The organism is Paenibacillus sp. sptzw28 (genome assembly GCF_019550795.1).
Classification (GTDB): domain Bacteria; phylum Bacillota; class Bacilli; order Paenibacillales; family Paenibacillaceae; genus Paenibacillus_Z.
In genome coordinates this window covers 4,239,511-4,262,741 of the sequence record NZ_CP080545.1, presented here as the reverse complement: position 1 = coordinate 4,262,741, position 23,231 = coordinate 4,239,511, and the positions used below count along the sequence as shown (strand labels likewise).

General features: G+C 51.6%; 23 protein-coding genes and 4 tRNA genes. 18 read left to right on the top strand and 9 right to left on the bottom strand.

Going from position 1 to position 23,231, the window contains the following annotated elements:
- Nucleotides 1-107: 107 nt before the first annotated feature.
- The 10 genes from KZ483_RS19610 (at nt 108) to KZ483_RS19565 (ending at nt 9,615) form a co-directional block, all read left to right on the top strand.
- Complete coding sequence (locus KZ483_RS19610; RefSeq protein WP_220349260.1) at nt 108-890, top strand: ABC transporter ATP-binding protein; 783 nt, start codon at nt 108-110, stop codon at nt 888-890.
- The gene (locus KZ483_RS19605; RefSeq protein ID WP_220349259.1) at nt 856-1,944 is read left to right on the top strand and encodes an efflux RND transporter periplasmic adaptor subunit; all 1,089 of its coding nucleotides are present in this window, start codon (nt 856-858) and stop codon (nt 1,942-1,944) included. The genes KZ483_RS19610 and KZ483_RS19605 overlap by 35 nt, the downstream gene beginning before the upstream one ends.
- Before the next feature lie 3 nt (nt 1,945-1,947).
- Nucleotides 1,948-4,866, top strand: coding sequence for an ABC transporter permease (locus KZ483_RS19600; protein WP_220349258.1), 2,919 nt, complete (start codon nt 1,948-1,950; stop codon nt 4,864-4,866).
- A 6-nt stretch (nt 4,867-4,872) separates the two neighbouring features.
- On the top strand, nt 4,873-5,754 hold the full coding sequence (locus KZ483_RS19595) for an ABC transporter ATP-binding protein (protein ID WP_220349257.1): 882 nt from the start codon (nt 4,873-4,875) through the stop codon (nt 5,752-5,754).
- A gap of 5 nt (nt 5,755-5,759) precedes the next feature.
- Nucleotides 5,760-7,301, top strand: coding sequence for an ABC transporter substrate-binding protein (locus KZ483_RS19590; RefSeq protein WP_220349256.1), 1,542 nt, complete (start codon nt 5,760-5,762; stop codon nt 7,299-7,301).
- A gap of 367 nt (nt 7,302-7,668) precedes the next feature.
- Nucleotides 7,669-7,745, top strand: a tRNA-Met gene (locus KZ483_RS19585).
- Nucleotides 7,746-7,765: 20 nt separating this feature from the next.
- Nucleotides 7,766-7,842 (top strand) — tRNA-Ile (locus tag KZ483_RS19580).
- A 20-nt stretch (nt 7,843-7,862) separates the two neighbouring features.
- Nucleotides 7,863-7,948 (top strand) — tRNA-Leu (locus tag KZ483_RS19575).
- Nucleotides 7,949-8,079: 131 nt separating this feature from the next.
- Nucleotides 8,080-8,793, top strand: a complete 714-nt coding sequence (locus KZ483_RS19570) for a uracil-DNA glycosylase (RefSeq protein WP_220349255.1) — start codon at nt 8,080-8,082, stop codon at nt 8,791-8,793.
- 3 nt (nt 8,794-8,796) lie between these two features.
- The gene (locus KZ483_RS19565; protein ID WP_220349254.1) at nt 8,797-9,615 is read left to right on the top strand and encodes an SPL family radical SAM protein; all 819 of its coding nucleotides are present in this window, start codon (nt 8,797-8,799) and stop codon (nt 9,613-9,615) included.
- 61 nt (nt 9,616-9,676) lie between these two features.
- Here the strand turns inward: KZ483_RS19565 and KZ483_RS19560 are convergent, their stop codons facing one another.
- From KZ483_RS19560 to KZ483_RS19550, 3 genes are all read right to left on the bottom strand, one after another.
- Entirely contained in the window at nt 9,677-10,654 is a 978-nt protein-coding gene (locus KZ483_RS19560; RefSeq protein WP_258881336.1) for an S-layer homology domain-containing protein, read from the bottom strand.
- A gap of 181 nt (nt 10,655-10,835) precedes the next feature.
- The gene (locus KZ483_RS19555) at nt 10,836-11,111 is read right to left on the bottom strand and encodes a hypothetical protein (RefSeq protein WP_220349252.1); all 276 of its coding nucleotides are present in this window, start codon (nt 11,109-11,111) and stop codon (nt 10,836-10,838) included.
- Between the two features lie 136 nt (nt 11,112-11,247).
- Nucleotides 11,248-11,323 (bottom strand) — tRNA-Val (locus KZ483_RS19550).
- Nucleotides 11,324-11,487: 164 nt separating this feature from the next.
- On the opposite strand from KZ483_RS19550, the gene KZ483_RS19545 reads away from it, so the two are divergent.
- The gene (locus tag KZ483_RS19545; RefSeq protein WP_220353751.1) at nt 11,488-11,640 is read left to right on the top strand and encodes a hypothetical protein; all 153 of its coding nucleotides are present in this window, start codon (nt 11,488-11,490) and stop codon (nt 11,638-11,640) included.
- A 397-nt stretch (nt 11,641-12,037) separates the two neighbouring features.
- Nucleotides 12,038-12,295, top strand: coding sequence for a DUF3892 domain-containing protein (locus KZ483_RS19540; RefSeq protein ID WP_258881335.1), 258 nt, complete (start codon nt 12,038-12,040; stop codon nt 12,293-12,295).
- Between the two features lie 38 nt (nt 12,296-12,333).
- Here KZ483_RS19540 and KZ483_RS19535 read toward each other — a convergent pair whose 3' ends face one another.
- On the bottom strand, nt 12,334-13,065 hold the full coding sequence (locus KZ483_RS19535; protein ID WP_220353548.1) for an MBL fold metallo-hydrolase: 732 nt from the start codon (nt 13,063-13,065) through the stop codon (nt 12,334-12,336).
- 182 nt (nt 13,066-13,247) lie between these two features.
- Here KZ483_RS19535 and KZ483_RS19530 point away from each other — a divergent pair, with 182 nt between their 5' ends.
- From KZ483_RS19530 to KZ483_RS19520, 3 genes are all read left to right on the top strand, one after another.
- Nucleotides 13,248-13,448 (top strand): hypothetical protein, encoded by a 201-nt coding sequence (locus KZ483_RS19530; protein ID WP_220349250.1) that lies wholly within the window; start codon nt 13,248-13,250, stop codon nt 13,446-13,448.
- A 144-nt stretch (nt 13,449-13,592) separates the two neighbouring features.
- Nucleotides 13,593-14,162, top strand: a complete 570-nt coding sequence (locus KZ483_RS19525) for a stalk domain-containing protein (RefSeq protein ID WP_220349249.1) — start codon at nt 13,593-13,595, stop codon at nt 14,160-14,162.
- 114 nt (nt 14,163-14,276) lie between these two features.
- Complete coding sequence (locus KZ483_RS19520) at nt 14,277-14,600, top strand: DUF1292 domain-containing protein (protein ID WP_220349248.1); 324 nt, start codon at nt 14,277-14,279, stop codon at nt 14,598-14,600.
- A 165-nt stretch (nt 14,601-14,765) separates the two neighbouring features.
- Here the strand turns inward: KZ483_RS19520 and KZ483_RS19515 are convergent, their stop codons facing one another.
- Nucleotides 14,766-15,185, bottom strand: a complete 420-nt coding sequence (locus KZ483_RS19515; RefSeq protein WP_220349247.1) for a DUF1885 family protein — start codon at nt 15,183-15,185, stop codon at nt 14,766-14,768.
- A 109-nt stretch (nt 15,186-15,294) separates the two neighbouring features.
- Here KZ483_RS19515 and KZ483_RS19510 point away from each other — a divergent pair, with 109 nt between their 5' ends.
- A complete protein-coding gene (locus KZ483_RS19510; RefSeq protein ID WP_258881333.1) occupies nt 15,295-16,119 on the top strand; it encodes a dienelactone hydrolase family protein in 825 nt (274 codons plus the stop codon).
- 67 nt (nt 16,120-16,186) lie between these two features.
- Here the strand turns inward: KZ483_RS19510 and KZ483_RS19505 are convergent, their stop codons facing one another.
- Nucleotides 16,187-17,692: an aminotransferase class I/II-fold pyridoxal phosphate-dependent enzyme gene (locus tag KZ483_RS19505; RefSeq protein WP_397376120.1), complete on the bottom strand. Its 1,506-nt coding sequence runs from the start codon at nt 17,690-17,692 to the stop codon at nt 16,187-16,189.
- A 208-nt stretch (nt 17,693-17,900) separates the two neighbouring features.
- Here KZ483_RS19505 and KZ483_RS19500 point away from each other — a divergent pair, with 208 nt between their 5' ends.
- Together KZ483_RS19500 and KZ483_RS19495 are read left to right on the top strand one after the other, a co-directional pair.
- Nucleotides 17,901-19,163 carry an MFS transporter gene (locus KZ483_RS19500; protein WP_220349246.1) on the top strand — a complete coding sequence of 421 codons (1,263 nt, stop codon included), beginning with the start codon at nt 17,901-17,903 and terminating at the stop codon, nt 19,161-19,163.
- 21 nt (nt 19,164-19,184) lie between these two features.
- On the top strand, nt 19,185-20,375 hold the full coding sequence (locus KZ483_RS19495) for an MFS transporter (RefSeq protein WP_220349245.1): 1,191 nt from the start codon (nt 19,185-19,187) through the stop codon (nt 20,373-20,375).
- A 70-nt stretch (nt 20,376-20,445) separates the two neighbouring features.
- Here the strand turns inward: KZ483_RS19495 and KZ483_RS19490 are convergent, their stop codons facing one another.
- The 3 genes from KZ483_RS19490 to KZ483_RS19480 form a co-directional block, all read right to left on the bottom strand.
- The gene (locus tag KZ483_RS19490; protein ID WP_220349244.1) at nt 20,446-21,111 is read right to left on the bottom strand and encodes a TetR/AcrR family transcriptional regulator; all 666 of its coding nucleotides are present in this window, start codon (nt 21,109-21,111) and stop codon (nt 20,446-20,448) included.
- A gap of 96 nt (nt 21,112-21,207) precedes the next feature.
- On the bottom strand, nt 21,208-22,227 hold the full coding sequence (locus KZ483_RS19485; protein ID WP_220349243.1) for an ABC transporter permease: 1,020 nt from the start codon (nt 22,225-22,227) through the stop codon (nt 21,208-21,210).
- Nucleotides 22,224-22,988 (bottom strand): ABC transporter ATP-binding protein, encoded by a 765-nt coding sequence (locus KZ483_RS19480; RefSeq protein WP_220349242.1) that lies wholly within the window; start codon nt 22,986-22,988, stop codon nt 22,224-22,226. Before KZ483_RS19480 ends, KZ483_RS19485 begins: the two co-directional genes overlap by 4 nt.
- Nucleotides 22,989-23,231: the final 243 nt, after the last annotated feature.

The window sequence follows — 23,231 nt, the reverse complement described above, 5'->3', positions numbered from 1 at the left end:
TTATGTTTTCCTACAAATACCTTCGTAACTTTTTGCCCTCGTCCTCCGTCTATACGTTATATTGAGATTAAAGAATTCTAATGGGGAAGGGGGCAAGGGATACCGGGATGGCATGGTGGAGACGAAATCAATCAGAGACTGCTGCGGCACTTGACCCGGCGGCAAACGGAAGTTCGCTTGTTATTGAAGCCAGGAGAGATGAAGCGGAGCCGGCGAATGACGACCCGATATTGACGGTCGAAGCCGTCGAGAGGACGTTTCAGGTCGGCGGACAGCCGCTGCATGTACTCAAGGGAATAAACATGGAGCTCATGCCCAGACAGCTTGTGATGCTCCGCGGCAGATCGGGCTCAGGGAAGACTACGCTGCTAAATATGATCGGAGGGCTCGATCAGCCGACAAAAGGGCATATTTTTTTTCGCGGGCTGCCTTTCCATACGATGAGCGACGATGAACGCACGCTCGTGCGGCGCAAGCAAATGGGTTTTATCTTCCAGGCGTATGCCTTAATGCCGCTGCTGTCCGCTTATGAGAATGTTGAGCTGTCGCTGCGCATGGCCAATATTCCGGGTAGTGAGTGGAAACAGCGGGTGATTCACTGCATGGAGCTAGTCGGGCTGTCCAAACGGATGCATCATCGTCCGTTCGAGCTGTCCGGCGGAGAACAGCAGCGGGTTGCAATCGCCAAAGCGATTGCCCACCGGCCGCGTCTGCTTCTTGCCGATGAACCGACGGCGGAGCTGGATTCCCAAATGGCGGCGCAAATCATGTCGGTCTTTCAAAATATTATTCGCACTGAACAGGTTACAGTTTGTATGACAACGCACGATCCTACGATTTTGGAGGTTGCCGATCATGTTTACGAAATGGTTGACGGAAAATTCATTTAAGCGGACTGCTGCACTCGTTCTGGGAGCGGCGCTCGTATTCTCAAGCGGCTGCTCTCTCCTTCCAAGCGAAGACAACGAGGAAGTGCTTCCGGCAATAACGCCGCCGCAAATCTCTAAGAAGCCGGAGTACGAAGTGACCACAACGACGCTTGAATCGAAAACGACAGGCATCGGCAAGCTCATCTCACTGCAGGAAGAAACGATGTACTTTACGCTCGACGGCAAACGCCTCAAGGAACTAAACGTAAAAATGGGTCAAAAAGTAACAGCGGGGCAGGTCATAGCTTCATTGGACGTTGACGACCTGCAGAAAACGCTTCGTTCGGACCGATTGCAATTCAAGAAGGACGAAGTTCAAATGAAAGACACGCTCCGTAAAAAGGATGAAATGAATCCGGTGGATTTTGAACTTGCCATGGTCGACTTCGAGGCCAAGCGGCAGAAGCTGGTTGATTCGCAGGCGGAAATCGACAAAGCAACGATTAAAGCTCCGTTCACCGGAACGATCGTGTCGCTGAACGTGATGAAAGGCGATCTGATTAAAGCATACGATCCGATCTGCATCGTTGCGGACACGTCCCGGCTGACCGCGGGGGCCAAGATGACGCAGGACGAACTTCAGGGGATCTCTGTAGGCATGCCCGTCGTCGTTGATATAAACAACGCGGGACAAATCAAGGGCAAGGTGAAGCAGCTGCCGGTTATCGATGCCGACGATCAGAACGGCGGAAACGGGGGGAACCCTGGAGGTAATCCCGGCGGAGGAGTCGAGAAGCCAGAGCGGCCGGAAGACTTCCTGATCGTCGAGTTGGAGAAAATACCGGCCGGCTCAACCCGCGGAACCCCGCTCTCCATTAACATAATTACACAGCGGAAAGAAAATGCCATCGTCATTCCGCCTTCGGCGCTCCGCACAATCGGCTCGCGCACATACGTCCAGGTCGTCGATAAAGACGGCAAACGAGAGGTCGACGTTGAAGTCGGGCAGCAGACGGCTACTCAAATCGAAATCGTAAAAGGGCTGACGCCAGGACAGAAAGTTGTAGGTCGATAAACGATGGGGATGCCGCTATTTCGCTTTCTGTTCCGCAAAATGTGGAATACGCGTTGGATGACGCTTAGCTCGCTTGCCGGCCTCATTATTGCCGTAGCATTCGCCACAAGCATTCCGATGTATGCAGACGGCGCGCTGAAACGGGTCGTTGCGCAGTCGCTTAAGGAAGAAAGCGGCGGATTGCCGGCAGGATCTCTGCTCATGCGGTACCAGGCAACGGGCGGCAAAACGGATTTGAACGCCTTGACCGAAGTAACTCGCTATATCCGGCAGGATGTTCCGGCCGATATCGGGTTCCCGGTAAGCACTTACGTTCAGAATATGACGATTCGCAGCGCGGAAATTACGCCGGAGGATCCAACCAAGGTCGATGCAAGCCGCGTCCGCCAAATGGCGCTTACTTCCATGACAGGACTCGATAAGAAAACGGAGCTGACGCAGGGACGATGGTATTCCGACGCCGTAGGCGAGAACGATACGGTGGAAGCGGTCATGATGGAAGAAGCCATGTACCGGAGCGATATACATATCGGAGATGTATTTGAATATCCGATATACAGCGGACTTAATCTTACTCTCCGGGTTAAGATTGTCGGAGCTTACAAACCGCTGAGCGATACCGATCCTTACTGGTATCAAGGGCTTGAAGGTGTTATGAACTCGCTTCAAATAGGCGGGAACGCATTCGAGAAGGGTCTGCTGAAGGATAGAAAAATTCCTGTTCATACCGCGAACTGGTATTACGCGTTCGACCTCGCCAATATCAAGACGAGTCAGCTCTCGCCGCTCGGCAGGACGCTTGACCGGCTCAATATTGAGCTGTATCAACGGCTGAAAGATACGAAAGTGGAGATTTCTTTCGCCAAGCTGCTAGGGGAATTCCGTATACAGAGTCTGCAGCTGCAAATGCTGCTCTTTACGCTAGCGGCCCCTATGCTCGCAATGGTATTCTACTTTATTGCGATGAACGCGCGTCAATCGCTGGATAAACAGCGTAGCGACATCGCCGTGCTTCGAAGCCGCGGCGCTGGGACCCGCCAGATTATCTGGATGTATTTGCTTGAGGGTCTTCTGCTTGGCGCAATCGCAATCGTAATCGGGCCGATGATCGGATGGTTTATGGCCAAGAGCATCGGGTCGGCCAACGGATTCCTGGAATTCGTCAACCGGAAGTCCATTCCGATCGGTTTCTCGACTGAGGCCATTATCGCCGGATTGGCTGCTGTACTGCTTGCCATTGTTGCAACCGTCATTCCCGTTGTCGTCTATGCGCGCTCTTCAATTGTAGGCTACAAGCAGCAGCTTGCGAGATCGGACCGAAAGCCCGTATGGCAGCGCTGGTTCTTCGACGTGGTGCTCATGGGAGCTGCCGCATATGGCTGGTACCTGTTCAATGAGCGCCAGATGATTTCGTTTCAAAGCGGAATGACAACCGACCAACTCAATGTGCAGCCGTTTCTGTTTTTCGTGCCGGCGCTTGCGATATTTGCAATGGGATTATTTTTCCTGCGGGTGTTCCCATGGCTGCTCAAGCTGTGCAATTGGCTAGGCCGGAAGCTGCTTCCGGTGCCGCTTTACTTAACGTTAACCCAGCTGTCGCGTTCGTCCAAAGGCTATTATCCGCTTATGATTCTGCTTATACTGACGCTTGGACTCGGGGTTTATAACGCCTCTGCAGCTCGTACGATCGATTTGAACTCGACGGAACGAACGCTCTACAAATTCGGGACGGACGTCATTATGCAAACCGTTTGGGAAGGCCGGACCGAAGTCATCGATACCGAAGGGCAAAACGGCGGCGGCCAAGGCGGCCAGAATGGCGGCGGTCAAGGAGGACAGAACGGCGGTCAAGGCAGCGGCGGAGGCCAAGGCGGCGGAGGCCAAGGCGGCGGTCAGGGCGGAGGACCTGCGGTACCTACACGCACGATTTATACGGAGCCTCCCTTCGAAATTTTCCGTCAGCTGGACGGAGTCGAAGCTGCGGCCCGCGTCCTGCAGGTCAAAGGCAATGTCGTCGTATCGGGCCGCTCTATCGGGCAGGGAACTCTGATGGGCATCGACAATGTGGATTTCGCCAAAGTGGCGTGGTTCCGCAGCGATTTGTTTCCGGCACATCCGTTTAAATATTTGAATTTTCTCGGCATGCGTGAGGAAGCGGCGATAATCCCGTCAAGTGTAGCGGAGAAATATCAGCTGAAGCTCGGGGACGTCGTGTCGGTCGGCCTGCAGGATGGGATGATCGATTTCATTGTATTCGGCATCGTACCGTACTGGCCGTCGCAATATCCGGATCAATCACCGTTTATTATCGCCAATCTGGATTATATTTATGACCAGGTTCCGATCATGCAGTACGACGTTTGGCTCAAGATGAAGCCGGGTGCATTGACCGGGCCGATTATGAAGCAGCTTCAAGACAAAGGGATCGAGCTTGCAGATGTAAAGGATGTGCGCATTGAACTTGCGAAGCAAGCGAAGCTCCCGTCCCGCGGCGGCGTATTCGGCATTCTGAGTCTCGGCTTCATCGTCTCGATTATCGTTTCACTTACTGGATACGTGCTTTTCTGGTTCTTCAACCTATCCGGAAGGATCGTTCAGTTTGGCGTGCTAAGAGCGATGGGATTGTCGCGCAAGCAGCTCACAGGCATGCTGCTGCTGGAACAGATCTTTACCGCCGGTTTGTCGATTGCCCTGGGAATTGTTATCGGCAAGATCGCCAGCTTGCTCTTCCTGCCGTTTCTGCAAACGACCGAGAATGTTGCAAACTCGGTTCCGCCGTTCCGGGTCGTCTTCGATTCAAAGGATACGACGCAGCTGTATATTGTCGTAGCTTGCATGATGCTGATGGGAGCATCGCTTCTATTGATTCATATCCGGAGACTGCGCGTTCACCAAGCGGTCAAGATGGGAGAGGAGCGTTAGTCGGCCATGATTCAATGTGAAGGACTAGTTAAAATTTATAAATCCGACGACCTTGAGGTCGTTGCGCTGCAGGGCTTGAATCTTAATGTCCGCGAAGGCGAGATGATGGCGATTATCGGCAACAGCGGCAGCGGCAAATCCACACTGCTCAACATACTCGGCGGACTTGACCGGCCCTCGGCCGGTTCCGTACGGGTAGGTCAATGGGATTTGCTCAAAATTACCGACGATCAGCTTGTCGAGTACAAACGCGATACGGTCGGCTTCATCTGGCAGAATAATGCGCGCAATCTGCTGCCGTATTTGACGGCGCTGGAAAATGTGGAAATGCCGATGATGCTCTCTTCCAAGCTGGACCGGGCCTATGCCAAACAGCTGCTGGAATGGGTAGGCCTCAAGGAGCGGATGCATAACAAGCTGCATCAGCTCTCAGGCGGTGAGCAGCAGCGCGTGGCCATCGCCATATCGCTCTCCAACCGGCCAAAAATGCTGCTCGCCGACGAACCTACAGGCTCTGTCGATACGCGGACCTCGGATTTGATTATGGATATATTCCGTAAGCTGAACCGTGAGATCGGCATTACGATCGTGATCGTTACCCACGATTTATCCCTCGCGGGGAAAGTCGACCGCGTCGTGGCCATCAGAGACGGTCTAACCAGCACGGAATTTATTAAACGGAACCCGAATTTGCATTCGGACGGAGGTGAAAACGGCCTTCCGGATGGCATTAAGGAAGCCCACGAGGAATATGTCGTAGTAGACCGCGTAGGCAGGCTTCAAATACCGAAAGATTATTTAACCGCCTTGCAGATTACAGACAAGGCATCGATGGAATTCGATGGCGAGCGCATTATTATTTCACCGCCTAAATCATTGGAGGGGTAAACAGTATGGAAATTAATCGATCATCAAAGCGGGGGTCATTCATCCGCAAGGCTTCGGGTATCATCTTATCGCTGGCACTCGTTTCGACGGTGCTTGCGGCTTGCAGCAAGGGGACCGGGAGCGACGACCAAAGACGAGTCCTTCGCGTTGGTTTTATGTATTCGAATGCCGATCAAGAGCCTTGGCTCCGCCAGCAGTTTACGGATGGCTACGAGCTGACGCATCCGAATATCGATATAGAAATCGTCGGAGCCATCAACTATGACGACCAGCGTTTCGAGCAGCCCGATCCGAACAAGAAGCAGCCCGATCCGTACGAGAAGATTAAGGAGCTGTTAAACGGCAAAAATCCGGTAGACGTCGTCGTGCTGGATTCCGCTTACTTGAAACGGCTGGTTCAGGACAATATGCTCAAGCAGCTTGATCCGCTCATACAAGACAGTAAATTCGACATAGAAGATTTTGTTCCTACGGTTATTGAAGGAATCAAGGACGCCGGCGACGGCAATCTGTACGCGCTCACTCCGACTTTCAATTCTTCCGCACTCTACTATAACAAGAAGATGTTTACCGATGCCGGCATCTCTCCGCCGACCGACAATATGCAGTGGCCGGATATATTCGCGCTTGCCGGCCGCATTGCGAAAGGCGAAGGCAAAGACCGCAAGTACGGTTTCCAGTTTAACCGGTGGAGCGGAGATCCGTTTTATGATATCCAGACCTACGCAGCTCCGCTGCAGCTGATGATGTTTGATAAGAAAGGCGAGAAAATGACGGTCGATACGCCGCAATGGAAAAGGGTATGGACAGACATTATAAACCTGTACAAAAATAAAATCGTACCGACGCAAAACGATATGAACGTGATCAACGACAAAGCGGCGCTCTCAGGGGCAGCAGGCGAGAACCCGGGTTTCAATCCGTTCCAGGGCGACATGTTCATAAACGGCCGGGTAGCAATGACAATCAGCGGTTATGACTATATCAACGAGCTGTCCAGGGCCAAGGATTACGCGGCAAAAAATAAAAACGTTCCGAGTGTCGACTGGGATGTAGTGACAATCCCTACATTTGCGGAGGTGCCTGACGTAGGCGGCAATATCTATTTAAACAATTTGATGGCAATTAATGCGAAAGCCCAGAACAGTGAAGACGCCTGGGATTTCATTCAATTCAATAACAGCAAAGAGTGGGCGAAGCTGAAGTCGCGCAGCACATATGAGATGGTTGCGCGCAAATCGTTCCTGAAGCCGAAGGACGGAATGAGCTACAATATCGGAGCCTTCTACGCACTGAAGCCGGTGCCGCCTCAAGATCTGGATATGGAGAAGCTGTATCGGGAGAAGCCGAACATCTATCAGGTGAACCAATACGGTCAGCCGCTCTTCCAACAAGTGGTTGAAGGAAAGAAGACAGTCGATCAAGCGCTGAAAGAATGGCAAACGAAAGGCGATGCGCTGCTGCAAAAGATTAAAGAAAATCCCAACGGACCTCTTGAGCCGATCGATGGCGGCGGGGTAGGAGTAGGCGTTTACGGTAAAGGTTGACCTGACACCCGCCGATGCATATCATGCGTCGGCGGGTGTTTTTTTCATGCTGCTTCAATGCTTGTATTTTCCGTAAAAGGGGTAATCTAAAGCAAAACGGCGGTGGAGGGATTCAGCATGCGTTGGGTGTATTGGGTCCGTTTGTACGAAACTAAATTTCAGGCAGGTTGTCTCGTCAGACGGATGGAAAATGATTGGTGGGTATACGGTTACGAGTGTCCGCGGGAAATCGAGGTTTTTCAGTCCCGAAAAGGCAGGTACGGCGTTCGTTTTGTACCTTGAAAAATAGTTCTTGACTTCATGTTCTATCATGTAGTATATTATATCTTGTCGCCATTCAAATGACGTTGTTGTGAAATGGTACTATCGCGGGGTGGAGCAGCCCGGTAGCTCGTCGGGCTCATAACCCGAAGGCCGCAGGTTCAAATCCTGCCCCCGCAACCAACCTTTCGATTGTATCTTAAGGGCCCTTAGCTCAGTTGGTTAGAGCGGTCGGCTCATAACCGATTGGTCGGGGGTTCGAGTCCCTCAGGGCCCACCATTCCATGCACGTCACAATTTGCCGGGGTGGCGGAACTGGCAGACGCACAGGACTTAAAATCCTGCGGTGGGTGACCACCGTACGGGTTCGATTCCCGTCCTCGGCATTTCTAACTCTACTTGGTAGGGTAACAATTCGGTATCATACATAAAGAGTCCTGTTCGGTGAAAGCACAAACGACGGGACTCTTTTTCTTCATTCTTTTTCCATTGTACGTGCCAAGAGAAGGAGGAGCTTATGGCGGTTATTTTCAAAAACGATTGGGCTGACATTTTGAATAAAGAGCTTGAGCAGTCATATTACAAGGAGCTTCGGTCGCGCCTGGCGGATCAGTACCGGAGTGTGACGGTTTATCCGAGTATGCACGAAATTTTTAATGCTCTTCATTATACCTCATATGAGGATACCCGTGTCGTTATTATCGGGCAAGATCCATACCACGGGCCGGGTCAGGCGCACGGGTTAAGCTTCTCCGTTCAACCGGGTGTAAAGTCGCCGCCGTCTCTGCAAAATATTTTCAAAGAACTGCGCGATGATCTGGGGTGTCCGATTCCTGATCACGGGTATCTCGTATCTTGGGCGAAGCAGGGCGTCATGCTGCTTAATAATGTTCTGACCGTTCAGGCCGGACTTGCAGCATCGCATCAGGGGATGGGCTGGGAGAGGTTTACCGGCGCCGTGATTGACGCACTAAATGAGCGGGAGCGGCCGGTAGTCTTTATTCTTTGGGGCAAGCATGCCCAGGAGAAAGCTTCGGCGATCGACACGGACCGCCACTGTATTATCTCTTCTCCGCACCCGAGTCCCTTCGCGGCGCATCGCGGGTTTTTCGGCAGCCGTCCGTTCTCCCGCGCCAATGCGTTTCTTCGCAGTATCGGCAGCCCCGAGATTGATTGGTGTATTCCGGCCCTCGCCCAATCAGAGTCAGCGGCTGCTTTGGATGAAGGATAGCCTATGACGGCAGCTGAAGGAAACAAACGTCCGCCAAGACTGCTTAATCCGGCATCCGGTTATTTGACCGGTTATTCATATACGATAAATCCATACATAGGCTGTGTCTTTGGCTGTTCTTATTGCTACGTCAGACGGATGCCGGTGGCTCTGTTTCGCGGACAGCCTTGGGGCGAATGGATCGAGGCGAAGGGCGTGGACCAAAATTCATTTCGCCGGGAATGGCAGAAGGCACTTATTAAAGGGCCGGTTACGGTGTTTATGTCTTCGGCTACCGATCCGTATCAGCCTTCTGAATACAAATCTCGCCTCACGAGGATGATTCTTGAAGTGATGGTGGAGTCCCCACCCGAGTTTGTCCTTGTCCAAACCAGGAGCCCGCTTGTACTGCGCGACGCCGACCTGTTAAAGCAGCTGGGCGCCCGCGTACGAGTCAGCATGACAGTGGAAACGGACCTTGAGCCTGTACGCAAGCGGCTCACTCCGGCGGCGCCGCCGCTTGCTTCGAGATGGCGAGCGATACGTATGCTTCGCGAGCAGGGCATTCCGGTGCAGGCTGCGGTCTCCCCGCTGCTGCCCTGTTCGGACGGTTTCGCCGCTCGCCTTGCGGAGGAAGCGCCGCGGGTCGTCATTGACGATTTCTTCCGTGGAGACGGAAGCGCAGGGAAACGGTCGGCCCAGCTCGGCATGCGGGAGAGATATCGCGAGCTCGGTCTGGAGAAGCTTTATGAGCCTAGGACGGCAGACCGGTTTGCCGCGGAGCTGTGCTCGCTTATGCCGCATGGAGCGGTATACTTCGGACAGGATGGCTTCCTGCCGTAACCATAGAGAAGCGCCCAAGAAGAGATCCTTGGGCGCTTTTCTTAATATAGGTGAAAGAAGGTTAATTTGTGCTTGATACCGGGTGGTCCGGGTCGGTTGGGGGAGAGATTCCCGAACTTCCGGAGGATCCTCCGCCTATTTCGACGCCTCCAAGGACCGGCGTAAGGTCTGAAGCGATGTACGTTACGGCCTTCACGTCTGTAATGACTTGGGCATAGAACTTATCCTCTTGTGGAAAAACCGGTTCAACGTTGATGATTGCCTTGTCCCCGTCAAACAGAATGGAGCTGATACGCAGACCGTATCCCGGATTAGGCGCTTTTGCCGTAACCGTTACCTCAGTCACCGTCTCATTAACCGCTTTTGCCGTGATCGCCACATCCGTCAATGGAGTAGGCTGCGGCTCTCCTCCCGGCGCCGGAATTGTAACGTTCTCCTTTACGAATTTCATCGCGCCATACAGCCAACCGGCTGCCTCACCACGCTTGATTTCAGCTTTCGGATAAAAGTTCTGCTTCTTGTCGAGTTCGGCGATTTTCGTAATCAGCAGCTTCTGGATGCTCTCCATATAAGCGGAACTGACGTCACTCTCATCATGAATCATGACATAGATTTCGATAAAAGCATAATCGCCTGTTGTCATTATCGCCCGGAACAAATGATGTGCGAACTGCTCCCGGGTCATCGCCCACGAGGGATCGACATCCTTAGCCACTTCAAGACCGTTATTTGCGGCTATGATGAAGGCGTCGGAGTACCAGACGTTATCTTTTACCTTCGTAAAATAATCGCTTGCCTTTGGTTCTTTTATAAAACGAATGTTATCGATATTGAGACCAAGGCCTTTGACGATCAATGCGATTCCAGCCGCGTAGGTCAATTTTGCGCCCGGCTTGTATAACCCGTCTTTATCGCCGGTAATGATGCCCTGCTTTTGCAGGTCGGCGATTTTCGATGCGTTCGGGTCATTCTTGGTGTCGGTAAATGCCCAAACCGATTGCGATGCGGCAAGAAACAGCAGCATAATCACAGAGAGCATAGCTAAGCTTCTCCTCATGAACGGCTCACCCCATAATTTTCGTTTGTTTTGTCTTGCATGTACTGATTAGACGGTAACAATCCGAGAAATGTTGCGGTGGAAGAGAAAAGCTCGAAGACCCGGTTCAGCAGCTGACTTGCGGCGGCTTAGTACCGGGCCTATCGTTTGATCAATCAGAAATTCAATGCGTTGGATCCGGATTTTCCTCGACTTCCGGCTCTCTCCCATCGGTAAGCGAAAATCTCGTGGTTGCAGAATGTTCTTTCCATCGGCGGTTTGCCTCGTAAAGCTCAGTCTCAAGATGTTCTGCCTGTTCATGCGAGAGAGCAAACACAATCTCATTGCTCGCTTCGTCTGCAGCCGTAAGAAGGACGTAGCTCTCCGCATCCCTTGGCGTAACATTGCTTATCTTTAAATTAACAGCTCCGATTTCATATCTAACCTTCATCCCGATCATTAAAAATACCTCCACTGGTGTGATACCGATAAGGTGGCGCAATCCGGAGCTATTTATTCAATGGTCGTACTGCAAGAAGGGGATGGACAGACAACAAAAAAAGCCTCGATTACGAAGGCTTTCGGCGTTTGTATTATGGTGATCTGAACAGGGTTCGAACCTGTGACCCCCACCCTGTCAAGATGGTGCTCTCCCAGCTGAGCTATCAGATCACAAAAAAGTTTCGTTAGTGACAAGTAATAATATATCAAATAGAAAAATTGAAGTCAATACTTTTTTCGATATGAGACCACCGATACTATTTGGGCCGATACCCGCATATTGTACGTTAAATGAGAATGCGGGGGGAGTTTGTATCCTTAGAGAAGCTGCTTTCTTGGCTGTTTGGCTGGTCGGTTTGTTCGGTATCGTGATCACGGTTTGCGTGTACGCTGCCCGAATGGTAATCAGGGATACGATTTCTTATGATGAGGCGTTTGTATGGCTGCGGAAGCTTCCTCCGGAGGCGGGGCCGGCGAGGAGAGAATAGTGTAAGGTTTGCCCTTCTTAATGTTGGTGCATAATAGTTCCAAGGTTATGATTTAAACCAGGGGGCTTGATGCAGCTTGAAGAGGGCGATATATGCGGCAGCTTGCTTGATCGTTTGTTCCGGGTGCGCCATCGGTTCGGCCGAACCCGCGATCCATATTGACAACAGCTTCAATGAAAGCGTTTCTTCGGATGTGTATCCACTTAGCCGCTCAGTTTTGGGTGACGTTTATGGTTCGCGGGGCTCTTCAAAACAAATGGTTCCCGCACCCTTGCAGGATGGACAACGGCCGCCTCTGCGCAACAAAAACGGGTAGATACTGAAGCTGCTGCAGAATAATTCAAGGGAACGCGGGGAATGCTATGCCGGCAAGAAGATGTAAAGGAGGCAGATGCATTTGAACCAGATAGGTCAACCGAACAATCAGTCGGCTCGCGAGTCGTTTGTGGCTGTACAAAAAAACGGGGATGGGGACCTGCAGGCCTTTAAGACATCCTCAGGACGGGTTCTCGACTATACTCAAGCGCTTCAAGAGGTACAGGCCGGCCAAATCGCCGGCGTTAATGCTTTTAAAGGAAGAGATGGCGAGACATATATCCGCGGCGATGCGGACGGAGATCCCGCCAACAACCTCGATGAACTTCCGAATTTCTAAGAGCATATACACGACCTTCACATGGAAACAGCCCGCACTCAGCGGGCTGTTTTTCGGTTAAACGAATACATTTGATGCTGCTCCACGAAGCGCATTGGGCCGATAGCTTGTTCGTACTCCGGCTTCGCATCATCGTAATGCATGAGCCAGACGCGTTCTTGTATGCTCCGGGGCAGCGATAGAAGCTCGTCCAGCGTCGTGTGCACGATACCGGGGGGGCTGAACTGACATTCATGAAAAATCGTTTCACAGCCCCGCTCAACCAGTTCCTCCAGCAGTTCCCGGTCAAATCTCATATCGGCGGAATAAAAAAACGAATTATTAATGATATAAGAAAAACTCGGCTTGCCCGGAATATGCTGCGTTCGTACCGGCTCTACAGTAAATGCCGGCAGAAGCTCAGCCGGAGCGCCGGGGGCAATCAGCCGCACATCAAAGTAATCCTCAAGCGAACCCAGCCCATCTTGCATTAATCCTCCCTTGAGCGAGTTTTCCCAAAGGGTCTCGGCAATCGGTTCAGGAATGTAAAGCAGCGGCTTGCGATTGTATACGAACTTCATTTGAAACGCGAATTCTTCCATTCCTCCGATGTGATCGGCATGAATATGACTGATCAGCAGAGCGTCGATGTGGTTGAATGTTTTCCCCAGCTGATTCAAGGACCGGGAAGCCGTTGTTCCGCAATCAAGCATGACCGTTTTGTTATCCGTATAGAACAGTGCATTCGTATTGAAATAGTTTTTCGCAAATGCGCTGCCCGTCCCGAGCATTTGTATGTTCAATCGGGCTTCCCCCTAAGCGTTGCTGTTAGTTACAAATTTATCACTTCCTTTTTGAAATGGAAAGAGGACGGCTTATTATTTCCATTGACCGGGATATGCGCTGATGCACATTTGTCACGACATTCATAGAATGCTATGAACCGATCGAAGACGAGGCAGGTGCAATTGAAATGGCTAAAGGTAAAGCGGCCAAGAAGAAACAACCGACAGCATCGGACCGTAAGCGTACTGTATTGAAGCTGGTCTTATCCGATACATGCGCGGTTTGCAAAACTCCCTGCGCAAGAGGACTTCGTTATCTTGCGAGTATGCGGCAGCCTGGAGCTGTAGGCAGGGGCGTTCCCTGCATACTGACGCGCACTTATTTGTAATTTTCATGAATGATTTCCCGGGAAACCGCATCTTTCAGCATCATATGACACCGTTTGTAAGAAAAGTTTTGGACTCTTGCGCAACTTTGGACAGAATGGAGAGTATAACCATACATCCAGACAAAGGGATGGAGGGTTACCACCATGAAGTTCAGAAGGCTGCTCATCTTACTGCTGGTGATGTCACTCTGGGGCGGTACGATGATATTCGCCGATTCGGCGGCACAGAAAGTGAGGGTCATTGTAAACGGATCCGAGCTGGATAACGCCGGGCTGTCTGTGGACGGAAAAACTTATATAACGGTTCGACAAATAGCCGATACGCTTCAGGCGCTCGTAGTTTGGGACGATGGAACGAAGCAGGTAACCGTTTACAAGCCAAACGTCCATATGTTTTTGTTTCAGGATAACACCATCTTCGGCAATGTAGTGAAGGGAAATCGAATAACGTTCAAGGTGTTCGCCCAAGTCGACAACCTGCTGACGGATATTTCCGCTATCAAAGTGTCGATCTTCGATCCGGGCGGCAACGAAACGGTTATTCAGACCAAAAATGTAGTAAACGATAAAGATAACTTCTGGTACCGGACGGATGATTTTACGTATTCCTTTGACACGGCAGGCAAATATACGATCCGGTTTTACATGAAGCTGAGCGGCACCGACGATTGGAAAGTCGTATCGGAAAAGACAATTACCGCTAAAGCCTCTTGATCTAAGCGACGTCTCAGCCCGAACCAGGCAGAGGCGTCTTTTGTTTGACCATGCCTTGTATTCCATGTTACGATACCAGTGAAAGTTACAGACGAATTGAAATGAGGGTATCCTATGAGCGAACACGAACATACGAATGGTGAAAACTGCGGGGATGATTGCGGATGCGGGCATGATCACGAAGAGCATGTTTTCCTTGTTACCGACGAAGAAGGCAAAGAACGTGAGATGGTCATGGTATACACTTTTGAATCTGAAGAGCAGGTATATGCTGTGCTTCTCGATCGTAACGATCCTGAGGCAGACGGGGTTATTTTCCGTATTGAGGAAGAGAATGGCGAAGCATTCCTTGTCGGCATTGAAGATGACGCTGAATGGGACCGTGTAACGCGCCTTTATGAGGAAATCGCTCAGCGCGAGAACGGAACCGAGACTTAATAGTGTGAATGTAAATAAACTCCGGGAACCTATCAGGTCACCGGAGTTTTATTTGAAATATAAGAAAGTATAAGTTGCACGCTTATACTTTCTTATATATCTCTGGAATGAAACGCGCTCCGCCGCCTATTGGATGGCGCCAGCCGTTTCACCTTGGCTGTATCGTTATTTTCTCGGGTTATAATAGATTGTTCTTCCATTAAACATGGTAAGTTCGGCCTGCAGGTTCTTGGCCAGGTATTTGCAAAGCTCGTTGCCCTTGGATTTGTCCCCATGGGTTGCGCCTTCCGGCAGCACGACCTGGACAAACGGTACCTCGCGGTCACCTTCGTTTTGCGAACCGACACCGAATAAAATATACTGGTACTGCGGGTTTGTTCCTTTCAAATAGAACCACCGCTGTTCCTCGCCGGGCTTCGTCTCCACCGTATATGGAAAAGCAGCCTCGGTGTAGTCCCAGCCGAGCTGTCTGCCGGTACGAGATGTTTGTTCGCGATAACGCTCAAGCTGCCCTTTGACCTCATCGAGGTCCAGACGTTGTACGACCGAACCATCTACAAACTTAATGTATGCGCTTTGACTCACTTACGCCCACCTCCCTTGAACATCATAGCATTCCCAGTAATGATTGACAATAATGACTCCGGCAGCATCTTGCATTTGAGTTTAGCTGTTCTTAGAAATGGAGGAACTGATGATGAGCTTGCAAACGGAATGGATCAGATACGGAGATAATGGAGAGTACAGCGGGTACGTTGCGCGGTTGTCCGGAGTTAGAGAACCGCAGCCTTCCGTTATTGTGCTGCAGGAGATTTGGGGTGTCGACGAGCACATTCAGGATATTTCCAGACGAATCGCGCAGGCCGGCTATGTTGCGTTTGCGCCCGATTTATTTGCGAAAGACGGTGCGCGTCCGGGTCCTCTGGCTCAGGCGCTGATCGATGATGCAAAGAAATTTCTGAACTCGCTGCCGCAGGCTCATTGGCGCGATGCGGAGAAGAGGCAGCAGGCGCTTTCCCGCTTCCCGGATCATAAGCAGCAGTCGATTGCGGATACCCTTGAATTAATTTTTAATTTATCCGGCCAGCTTCAACAATTTGTCCGTCAGGTGATTTCGACCTCTGCGTGGCTGCGAAATACATATGAATATTCATATGGAAAAGGCGTGGCTTCCGTCGGCTTTTGTCTCGGAGGCAGTCTATCGGGGATGCTGGCGGCAATGGACCCCGAGCTGCGCGGAGCTGTTATTTTCTATGGAAGCCAACCGCCTGAGGACATTATTCCAGATATCAGGTGTCCGATTGCCGGCTTTTACGGGGAGCTCGACAAGCGTATAACTGAACAGGTGCCTGCATTGGCGGAACTGCTGAAGGCAGCCGGCAAATCGTTCGAGTATCAAATTTATGAAGGCGCTCAGCATGCATTTTTCAATGATACCCGGCCTTCCTATCATATTGAAGCTTCGCGGGATGCGTTTGTAAGAACGTTAGCTTTTCTGCAAAAGGTTGTTGAAGATTAAAAGTGGGTCGATAAAGTGCACAAAATAGAGAAACGCTTGCACCGACCTTATCGGAGCAAGCGTTTTTTTAGCTGATCGCCGTTTCTTCGACGATTACCTTAACGAATTGGATGCTTCGATCTTCCGGTCCCTTCACCGGAAGGCCGACCTCTACATGATCGACAATATAGTCGATATTGGGCTGGGTAATGACTTCCCCCGGCAGCAGGATCGGTATTCCCGGCGGATAAACATAGATGAATTCGGCAATAATCCGTCCGGCCGATTCCTTGAAGGGAACGACTTCCGTTTCCGCGTAAAAGGCGTCGCGCGGAGTAAGAGACAGCTGCGGGATTTCAGGAATTCTGACGACCAGCTCTTTCGCTTCGTTGAGCTGATAATGCGATGCTGACAGTTCCCGAAGGGCTTTAATCAGCGTATCGATCGATTCCTGCGTATCTCCAGCCGTTACAAGGGCAAGGATGTTATACATATCGCTCAATTCGACTTCGATGTTATAATGATCGCGCAGCCAATTCTCGGTTTCGTAGCCCGTAATACCCAAATGCCTGACATGTATGGTCAGCTTGGTCGGGTCATAATCAAACGTGGCTTCCCCACCCAGGATTTCTTCGCCGATGCAGTAAAGTCCGGGGATCTCGTTAATTAAACTGCGTGCGGACTGAGCCAGAGCAAGTGCTCTCACAGCGAGATCTTTACCGTGCAGCGCCAAGTGCCGGCGTGAGGTGTCCAGCGAGGCGAGCAGAATATAAGATGTCGACGTCGTGGTCAGCATACTGATAATCGTCTGAACCCGCTGCGGGTTAATGCGGCCTTTACGGACATTAAGTATCGAGCTTTGAGTCATGGAGCCTCCGAGTTTATGAACGCTTGTGGCCGCCATATCGGCACCTGCCTGCATAGCGGACATCGGCAGCTTCTCGTGAAAATGAATCAGAACACCGTGGGCTTCGTCCACAAGCACCGGTATATCGCAGCTGTGGACAAGATCGACGATTTCTTTCAGGTCGGCGCAAATGCCGTAGTAAGTAGGGTTAATAACAAGAACGGCTTTGGCGTCGGGATGCCTGTCAAGGGCACGCTTCACCGAACGTGTCGTAATGCCGTGATCGATGCCGAGTGTCGTGTCGCGCGCCGGCGAGATGAAGACCGGACGGGCGCCTGCGAAAATGATGGCCGACATAATCGATTTGTGCACGTTACGCGGAACGATGATCTTATCGCCGGGCGCGCAAACGGTTAGAATCATCGTCATAATGGCTCCGCTTGTACCCTGCACCGAAAAAAAGGTATAATCGGCTCCGAATGCATCGGCGGCAAGCTGCTGCGCTTCCTCGATAACACCGGTCGGCTGGTGGAGGTCGTCCAGCGGCGCAATATTTATAAGATCGATCGACAAAGCGTTGTCGCCGATAAAGTTGCGGAATTCGGGATCGCTTCCCAAACCTTTTTTATGTCCGGGAATATGAAATTGAACCGGATCTTGAGCCGCATGGCTGCGCAGTGCGCTAAACAGCGGGGTCCGGGTGTGGTTATGGTTCATCGATTCATCCCAGCCTTTCATTGGATTCATTCAAACAAGGTTGAGTATAGCAAAATCAGAGGGGAATGCAAGCGGTAATTTGTTATAGCCAGCACGAACCGTTAGCGCGGAGCCAGACGCGCTTTAGTTCTGTGCGAGAAAGACGAACCGTTAGCGCGGAATCGAACGCGCTCGATTCTGTGCAGGAAACGAACGCGCTTGCGCGGAGATTTTTTCATTAGTGAAAGGGGAAGGAAGTATGGAACTCCGAAAGCCTTGGGCGGGAAAAAAGGTGCTAACATCGCCGTTTGTCGTCCAACTGCTAATTATCATGTATCTTGTCGAGTTTGTGAAGGGCGCGCTGCTTGTGTCTGTTTTGCCGGTCTACATGGGGACTGTTCTCGGCTTGTCCGCCTATGCCGTCGGATGGGCGCTTGCACTGCAATATATAGGTGACAATGCATTCCGGAGTCCGCTCGGGTGGATTATCGATCGGCTTGGGTACCGGTATGTGATGCTGTTTGGAGTTATCCTGACGTTTATTTCCGTTTCCATCATTTCCTTGTCGCACGGCCACTTTGCCTGGATCATACTGGCCTGCCTCCTGCTTGGAATCGGCACTTCACCGCTATGGCCCTGTGTTATTACAGGCGCTACGGCGGTAGCCGGCAGCGAAGCAAGCGGTACTATTATGAGCGTCGTGTATATGGCCTGGTTGACCGGCGTCGGAAGCGGACCGATTATTATTAATTTCTTCATCACTCATTCGTTTGCAATGGCTTTCCGGCTGATTATCGTCATGATGATTGTCGTGGTGCTCATTGCCTTATTATTACCCGGCAGACGCAAATCGCATGAGCTGGAAGGTCGATTGGTTCCGGCAGAGGCCCATCACAAACATGGCGACGCGGCTCCGCTCCTTGAAAGAATGGCGCGTTATTTTGCGAGAGTTCGAGGCTCGCTCCATGCAAGCAGGCTGCTTTATCCCGCCATGTTTATGCAGAATTTCGCGCTTGGTCTGCTGACGCCGGTATTGACGCTGTTCGCTCGGACCGTTCTTCATCTGACGCCGAAGCAGTACAGCTTATTATTGCTCGCAGGCGGGGCGGTAACGGTGCTTGGTCTAATTCCCGTCGGAAAATGGGTGGACCGGTTTGGGACAAAATGGTTTCTGCATGCCGGATTTCTAATCGCCGCCGTTGCGCTCCCGGTACTCGGATTCATGCGATCGCTGCCATTGGTGCTGGCCATTGTGGCTTTTATCGGCATCGGCTACGCCTGTATTATTCCGGCCTGGAACGCCTTGATTGCTGAGGCTATTCCGAAATCGGAGCGTGGTGCGGTATGGGGTTTTTTCCTGACGATCGAAGGGCTTGGGATGGTATTTGGCAGCATCTTATCCGGTAAGCTGTGGGATAACCTTGGTCCGCATTCGCCGTTTCTTCTCAGCGGATCGGTATTGCTGCTCCTCTTTGTTCTTCATTTGTTCATAGCAAGACGCCCAAAAGTTGTGGTACGATAATCGGGTGGAGGGAACAGACAAATGAAGGACAAGCGGCTTGGAATTGTTATGCTTATGCTATTGACCACTTTTATCGGATTCGGCATTATAATTCCGGTGCTGCCGGAGATTATTAAGAAGGCGAGTCCGGAAGCCGTGGACTTTCATATCGGAATGATGCTGTCAATTTACTCGGCCGTGTCGTTCGTTATATCCCCGGTTTGGGGCGGCTTGTCCGATCGCATCGGCAGACGTCCGATTATCCTGGTTGGCGTACTTGGCTTCGCCGCCAGCTTCCTGTTATTCGGCATTGCCGACGGAAGCTTGCCGCTTATGTACGCTTCGCGCGTGCTCGGAGGATTGTTTTCCGGAGCTGTAACTTCCGTTATAGTAGCCTATGTAGCCGATATCACCCCGCCGGAGGATCGGACGAAGGGGATGGGGCTCGTCGGTATGTCGATTGGCCTTGGCTTTACGATCGGTCCAGGCGTGGGAGGGCTGCTTAGCCTGATTTCGAATAACACGCCGTTTTTTGCCGCTGCCGGTCTTGCTTTAATTACGTTTTTGCTTGCCGTAACGAAGCTGCCGGAGTCGCTTACTCCCGAGAATCGGAGCGCCACGCACGAGCGGAGGCCGTCGCGCTGGAGCGCATTTACGGGCTCGGTGAAATATTTGTATCTGCTCGCTCTGTTCGTATCCATATCGCTGGCCGGTCTGGAAGCCACCCTGCAGAGGTTCGGGATGCTTCGATTCAATGTGACGCCGCTTCAGGTGGGCATCATGTTCCTCGTATGCGGTCTTGTCGGGGCGCTCATTCAGGGAGGCGTCGTACGGCGGCGTATCCGTAAAGGCCAGGAGCCTGCCTACATCGCCGCAGGCCTTGTTATTTCCGCAATCGGATTTCTGCTTCTGCTGACATCCCATTCGCTCGTATCGGCAACAATCTACTTGGCGGTGTTTGGCATCGGCAACGCGCTGATACGCCCCTGCGTAACCTCATTGATTACACAGAAGACGACCGTTGGTCAAGGCATCGCCTCCGGCTTAAGCTCCTCTATGGACAGCCTTGGAAGGATTGCGGGCCCCCTTATGGGCGCATTTCTCTTTACAGTCAATCTGGAGCTGCCGTACCTGGCAGGCGGTTTGTTATCGCTGGCAGCGCTGCTTCTGCTCTACAGGTTTCGCTTCATTGACCGTACAGCCCGGCAGCCTGAAGCATCCGCAGCATCGTAACAGGCTATGATGCAAAAGACGCTCCGGAATCCGTGTGATTCGCAGGAGCGTCTTTGATGTTTTATTTTGTTTATTTTATTCCCAATCCCCTAACGATGAACGATATCGTTTCCTCGCGCTCACGCTCATCATCCCAATTCGCGTCCTCGCGCTCGCCGTAAAATGTACGGGTAAGCACATAACCTATAATTACCGAAACAGTAAGACGAATAACCGTGGTGCCGGGGAGTGAGAGGATTTTGCCTTCAGCTTGAAACTTCTCGACGATTTTGCCCAGTCGTTCCATTACTTTGGTCAGAACATTTTTTCGGAACTGTTCTTGCAGCTCCGGGTGAAACGGGATTTCCTGCACTAATATTTTGAACACTGCCATATGCTTGCGGAGAAACTCGATCCGGTTCTCGATCATCGCCCGCAGCAGCTCCTCATAACTGTCGTAATCGACATCCAGCACCTTGTCGAAGCCGCGAAGCACGAAGGGGGCGATCAGCTTCGACATTGCTGGCGCAACGATGGACAGAAGCAGATCCTTCTTTGTCTTATAATGGCGGAAAATCGTGCCTTCGGCCACTCCGGCCCGCTGCGCGATTTCGTTTGTCGAAGAAGCCGCGTACCCTTTCTCCGCAAAAACTTCAATAGCCGCTTTCATTATTCTGGACTGCTTCTCGGTCATTTTCTCACCGGCCGCCTCGATGCTCAGCAGCTCTTCCATCCACTGCTCCATGGTTTCCCGCATGACTGACAACTCCTTAAAGCTTTTCATTACATACAGCGAACATGAGAATCGTATCTTCCTACATCGTCCCGATCATATCACAGCTTATCCGGATTGTTAAATCGCACGGTGCTTCCGTAATGCAGCCACATTAAGCAGGGTGAAAACAAGCGAGAATCCAAGCAGTACATAGACGTCGGTCTGAATGCCGGCCCATCCCTCTCCCCGGATCATAATGCCCCGCAGCGCATCCGCGCCATAGTACAGCGGCATGATGGCGCTCAGCTTCTGAAGCCAGGGGGTCATCGACTCCAGGTTGAACAAACCGGAGAAGAAGACCTGAGGAACAACGACAAGCGGGATAAACTGAATTATTTGAAACTCGCTGCTTGCAAAAGAAGAAAGCAGCGTGCCCAGAGTAAGTGCGGTCAGCGACAGCAGGAGGTTCATCATCAGTACCAGCCAGATCGAGCCATCCATGTACAGACCGAGAACGTCTACGGCGAACCAGGCGATAAGGGCGGCCTGTAGGAGTGTAAATAAACCAAACCCGGCCAAATAGCCGGTTACGATCTCAGACCGGCGGATCGGCGTCGCCAGCAGCCTCTCCATCGTGCCGCTGGTCCGTTCGCGAAGAAAAGATACGCCGGCGAGCATAAACACAAAGAAAAAGGAGAAGAAACCGATCAATACCGGGCCGAACGAATCGAAAGACGACATGTCTGCGTTACCGTGAAGATAAGTGATGGTCGGTTGTACCGTAGGCTTATCCGCCTGTATCGTCCGCTGCAGCAGCAGGAGCACCACTTTGCCGGAAGAGGGATCGCTCCCCTCGAGCGAAATGGCCGGTTTACCGCCTTCGAAAGTAAGCACAGCATCCAGATCCCTGTTCTGCAATGCTTTCGCCGCGTGTTGCGAATCCGAATATGGAGTGACGGCGGCATCCGCTTGCTCAAGCCGCTGCACAAGCTGGGGAGGCACCTCCACAGTTCCAATCTTGGGCTCTACTGTTTGACCGTTAAATACAAGCTTCATAAGTCCGAGAATGAGCAGCGGCGCCAGAAATAGCAGGGCAAGCGTACGTTTATCTCTCAAGAATTGACGGATGATCCGAAACGCCAACGCGCGGATTCTCATATGCGTCCGCCTCCCCCGAGAGTAATAAACGCTTCTTCGATAGTGGAGCTGCCCGTCTTGTTCTTGATGGCGTCGGGAGTATCGACTGCTGTGAGCTTCCCGTCGCGAATGAGTGCGAGGCGGTCGCATTTATCAGCTTCATCCATAACGTGCGTAGTTAAAATAATCGTCGTGCCCCGCTTCCGCATCTCCGAGAGCTCTTTCCAGACCGATTTTCTCAGTACCGGGTCGATCCCGACAGTCGGTTCGTCGAGCACGAGCAGCTCGGGTTCGTGAAGCAGTGAAATGGCGAGCGATAACCGCCGCTTCATTCCGCCCGAGTACGCTGCGACCGGCTTGTTTAAATCATCCAGCAAATTTACGATTGCCATCGATTCATTGATGCGTCTGCTGCGGCGAACGCCGGTCAAGCCATAGAGCGAGGCGAAGAAGACGAGATTCTCCTTGGCGGTCAGTTCATTGTACAGCGCATCCGACTGCGCCATATAACCGAACCGCTGAAGCATTGCCAGCTTCGGCATCGGCTCGCCGAGCAATCGGACAGTTCCGCTGTCCGCTTTGTCAATGCCGGTTATGAGCTTGACGAGCGTCGTCTTACCGGAACCTGACGGACCGAGCAGGCCGAACAGCTCGCCTCGCTTCACGCGCATCGTAATGCCATCCAGAACGGTTCGGCTGCCAAACCGCCGGACGATGCTTTGCAGGTCCACGACTGCATTTTCCGACTCGTTCACAACTGAGGATTCAGAGATAAAGGACATTGTCGGGTCACTCCCTATTCATAAAATGAGTGATTACTTACATCTATTTTATTACTGGTTCCTCGAATTGTAAAGTGAGTAATCACTTATTTTAGACAGTTTTGAAATTCTCGGGCTTTTTTCACTCTTAAGTCGCATTTTGTTATCGGTCTTAGGTCGGGGATAAAGACTGGTCCTCAGACGTTTTTCGTGAAATAACAAAAAAGGTAAACTTTAGCAAGTATGTCAGAGAGAATGATAATT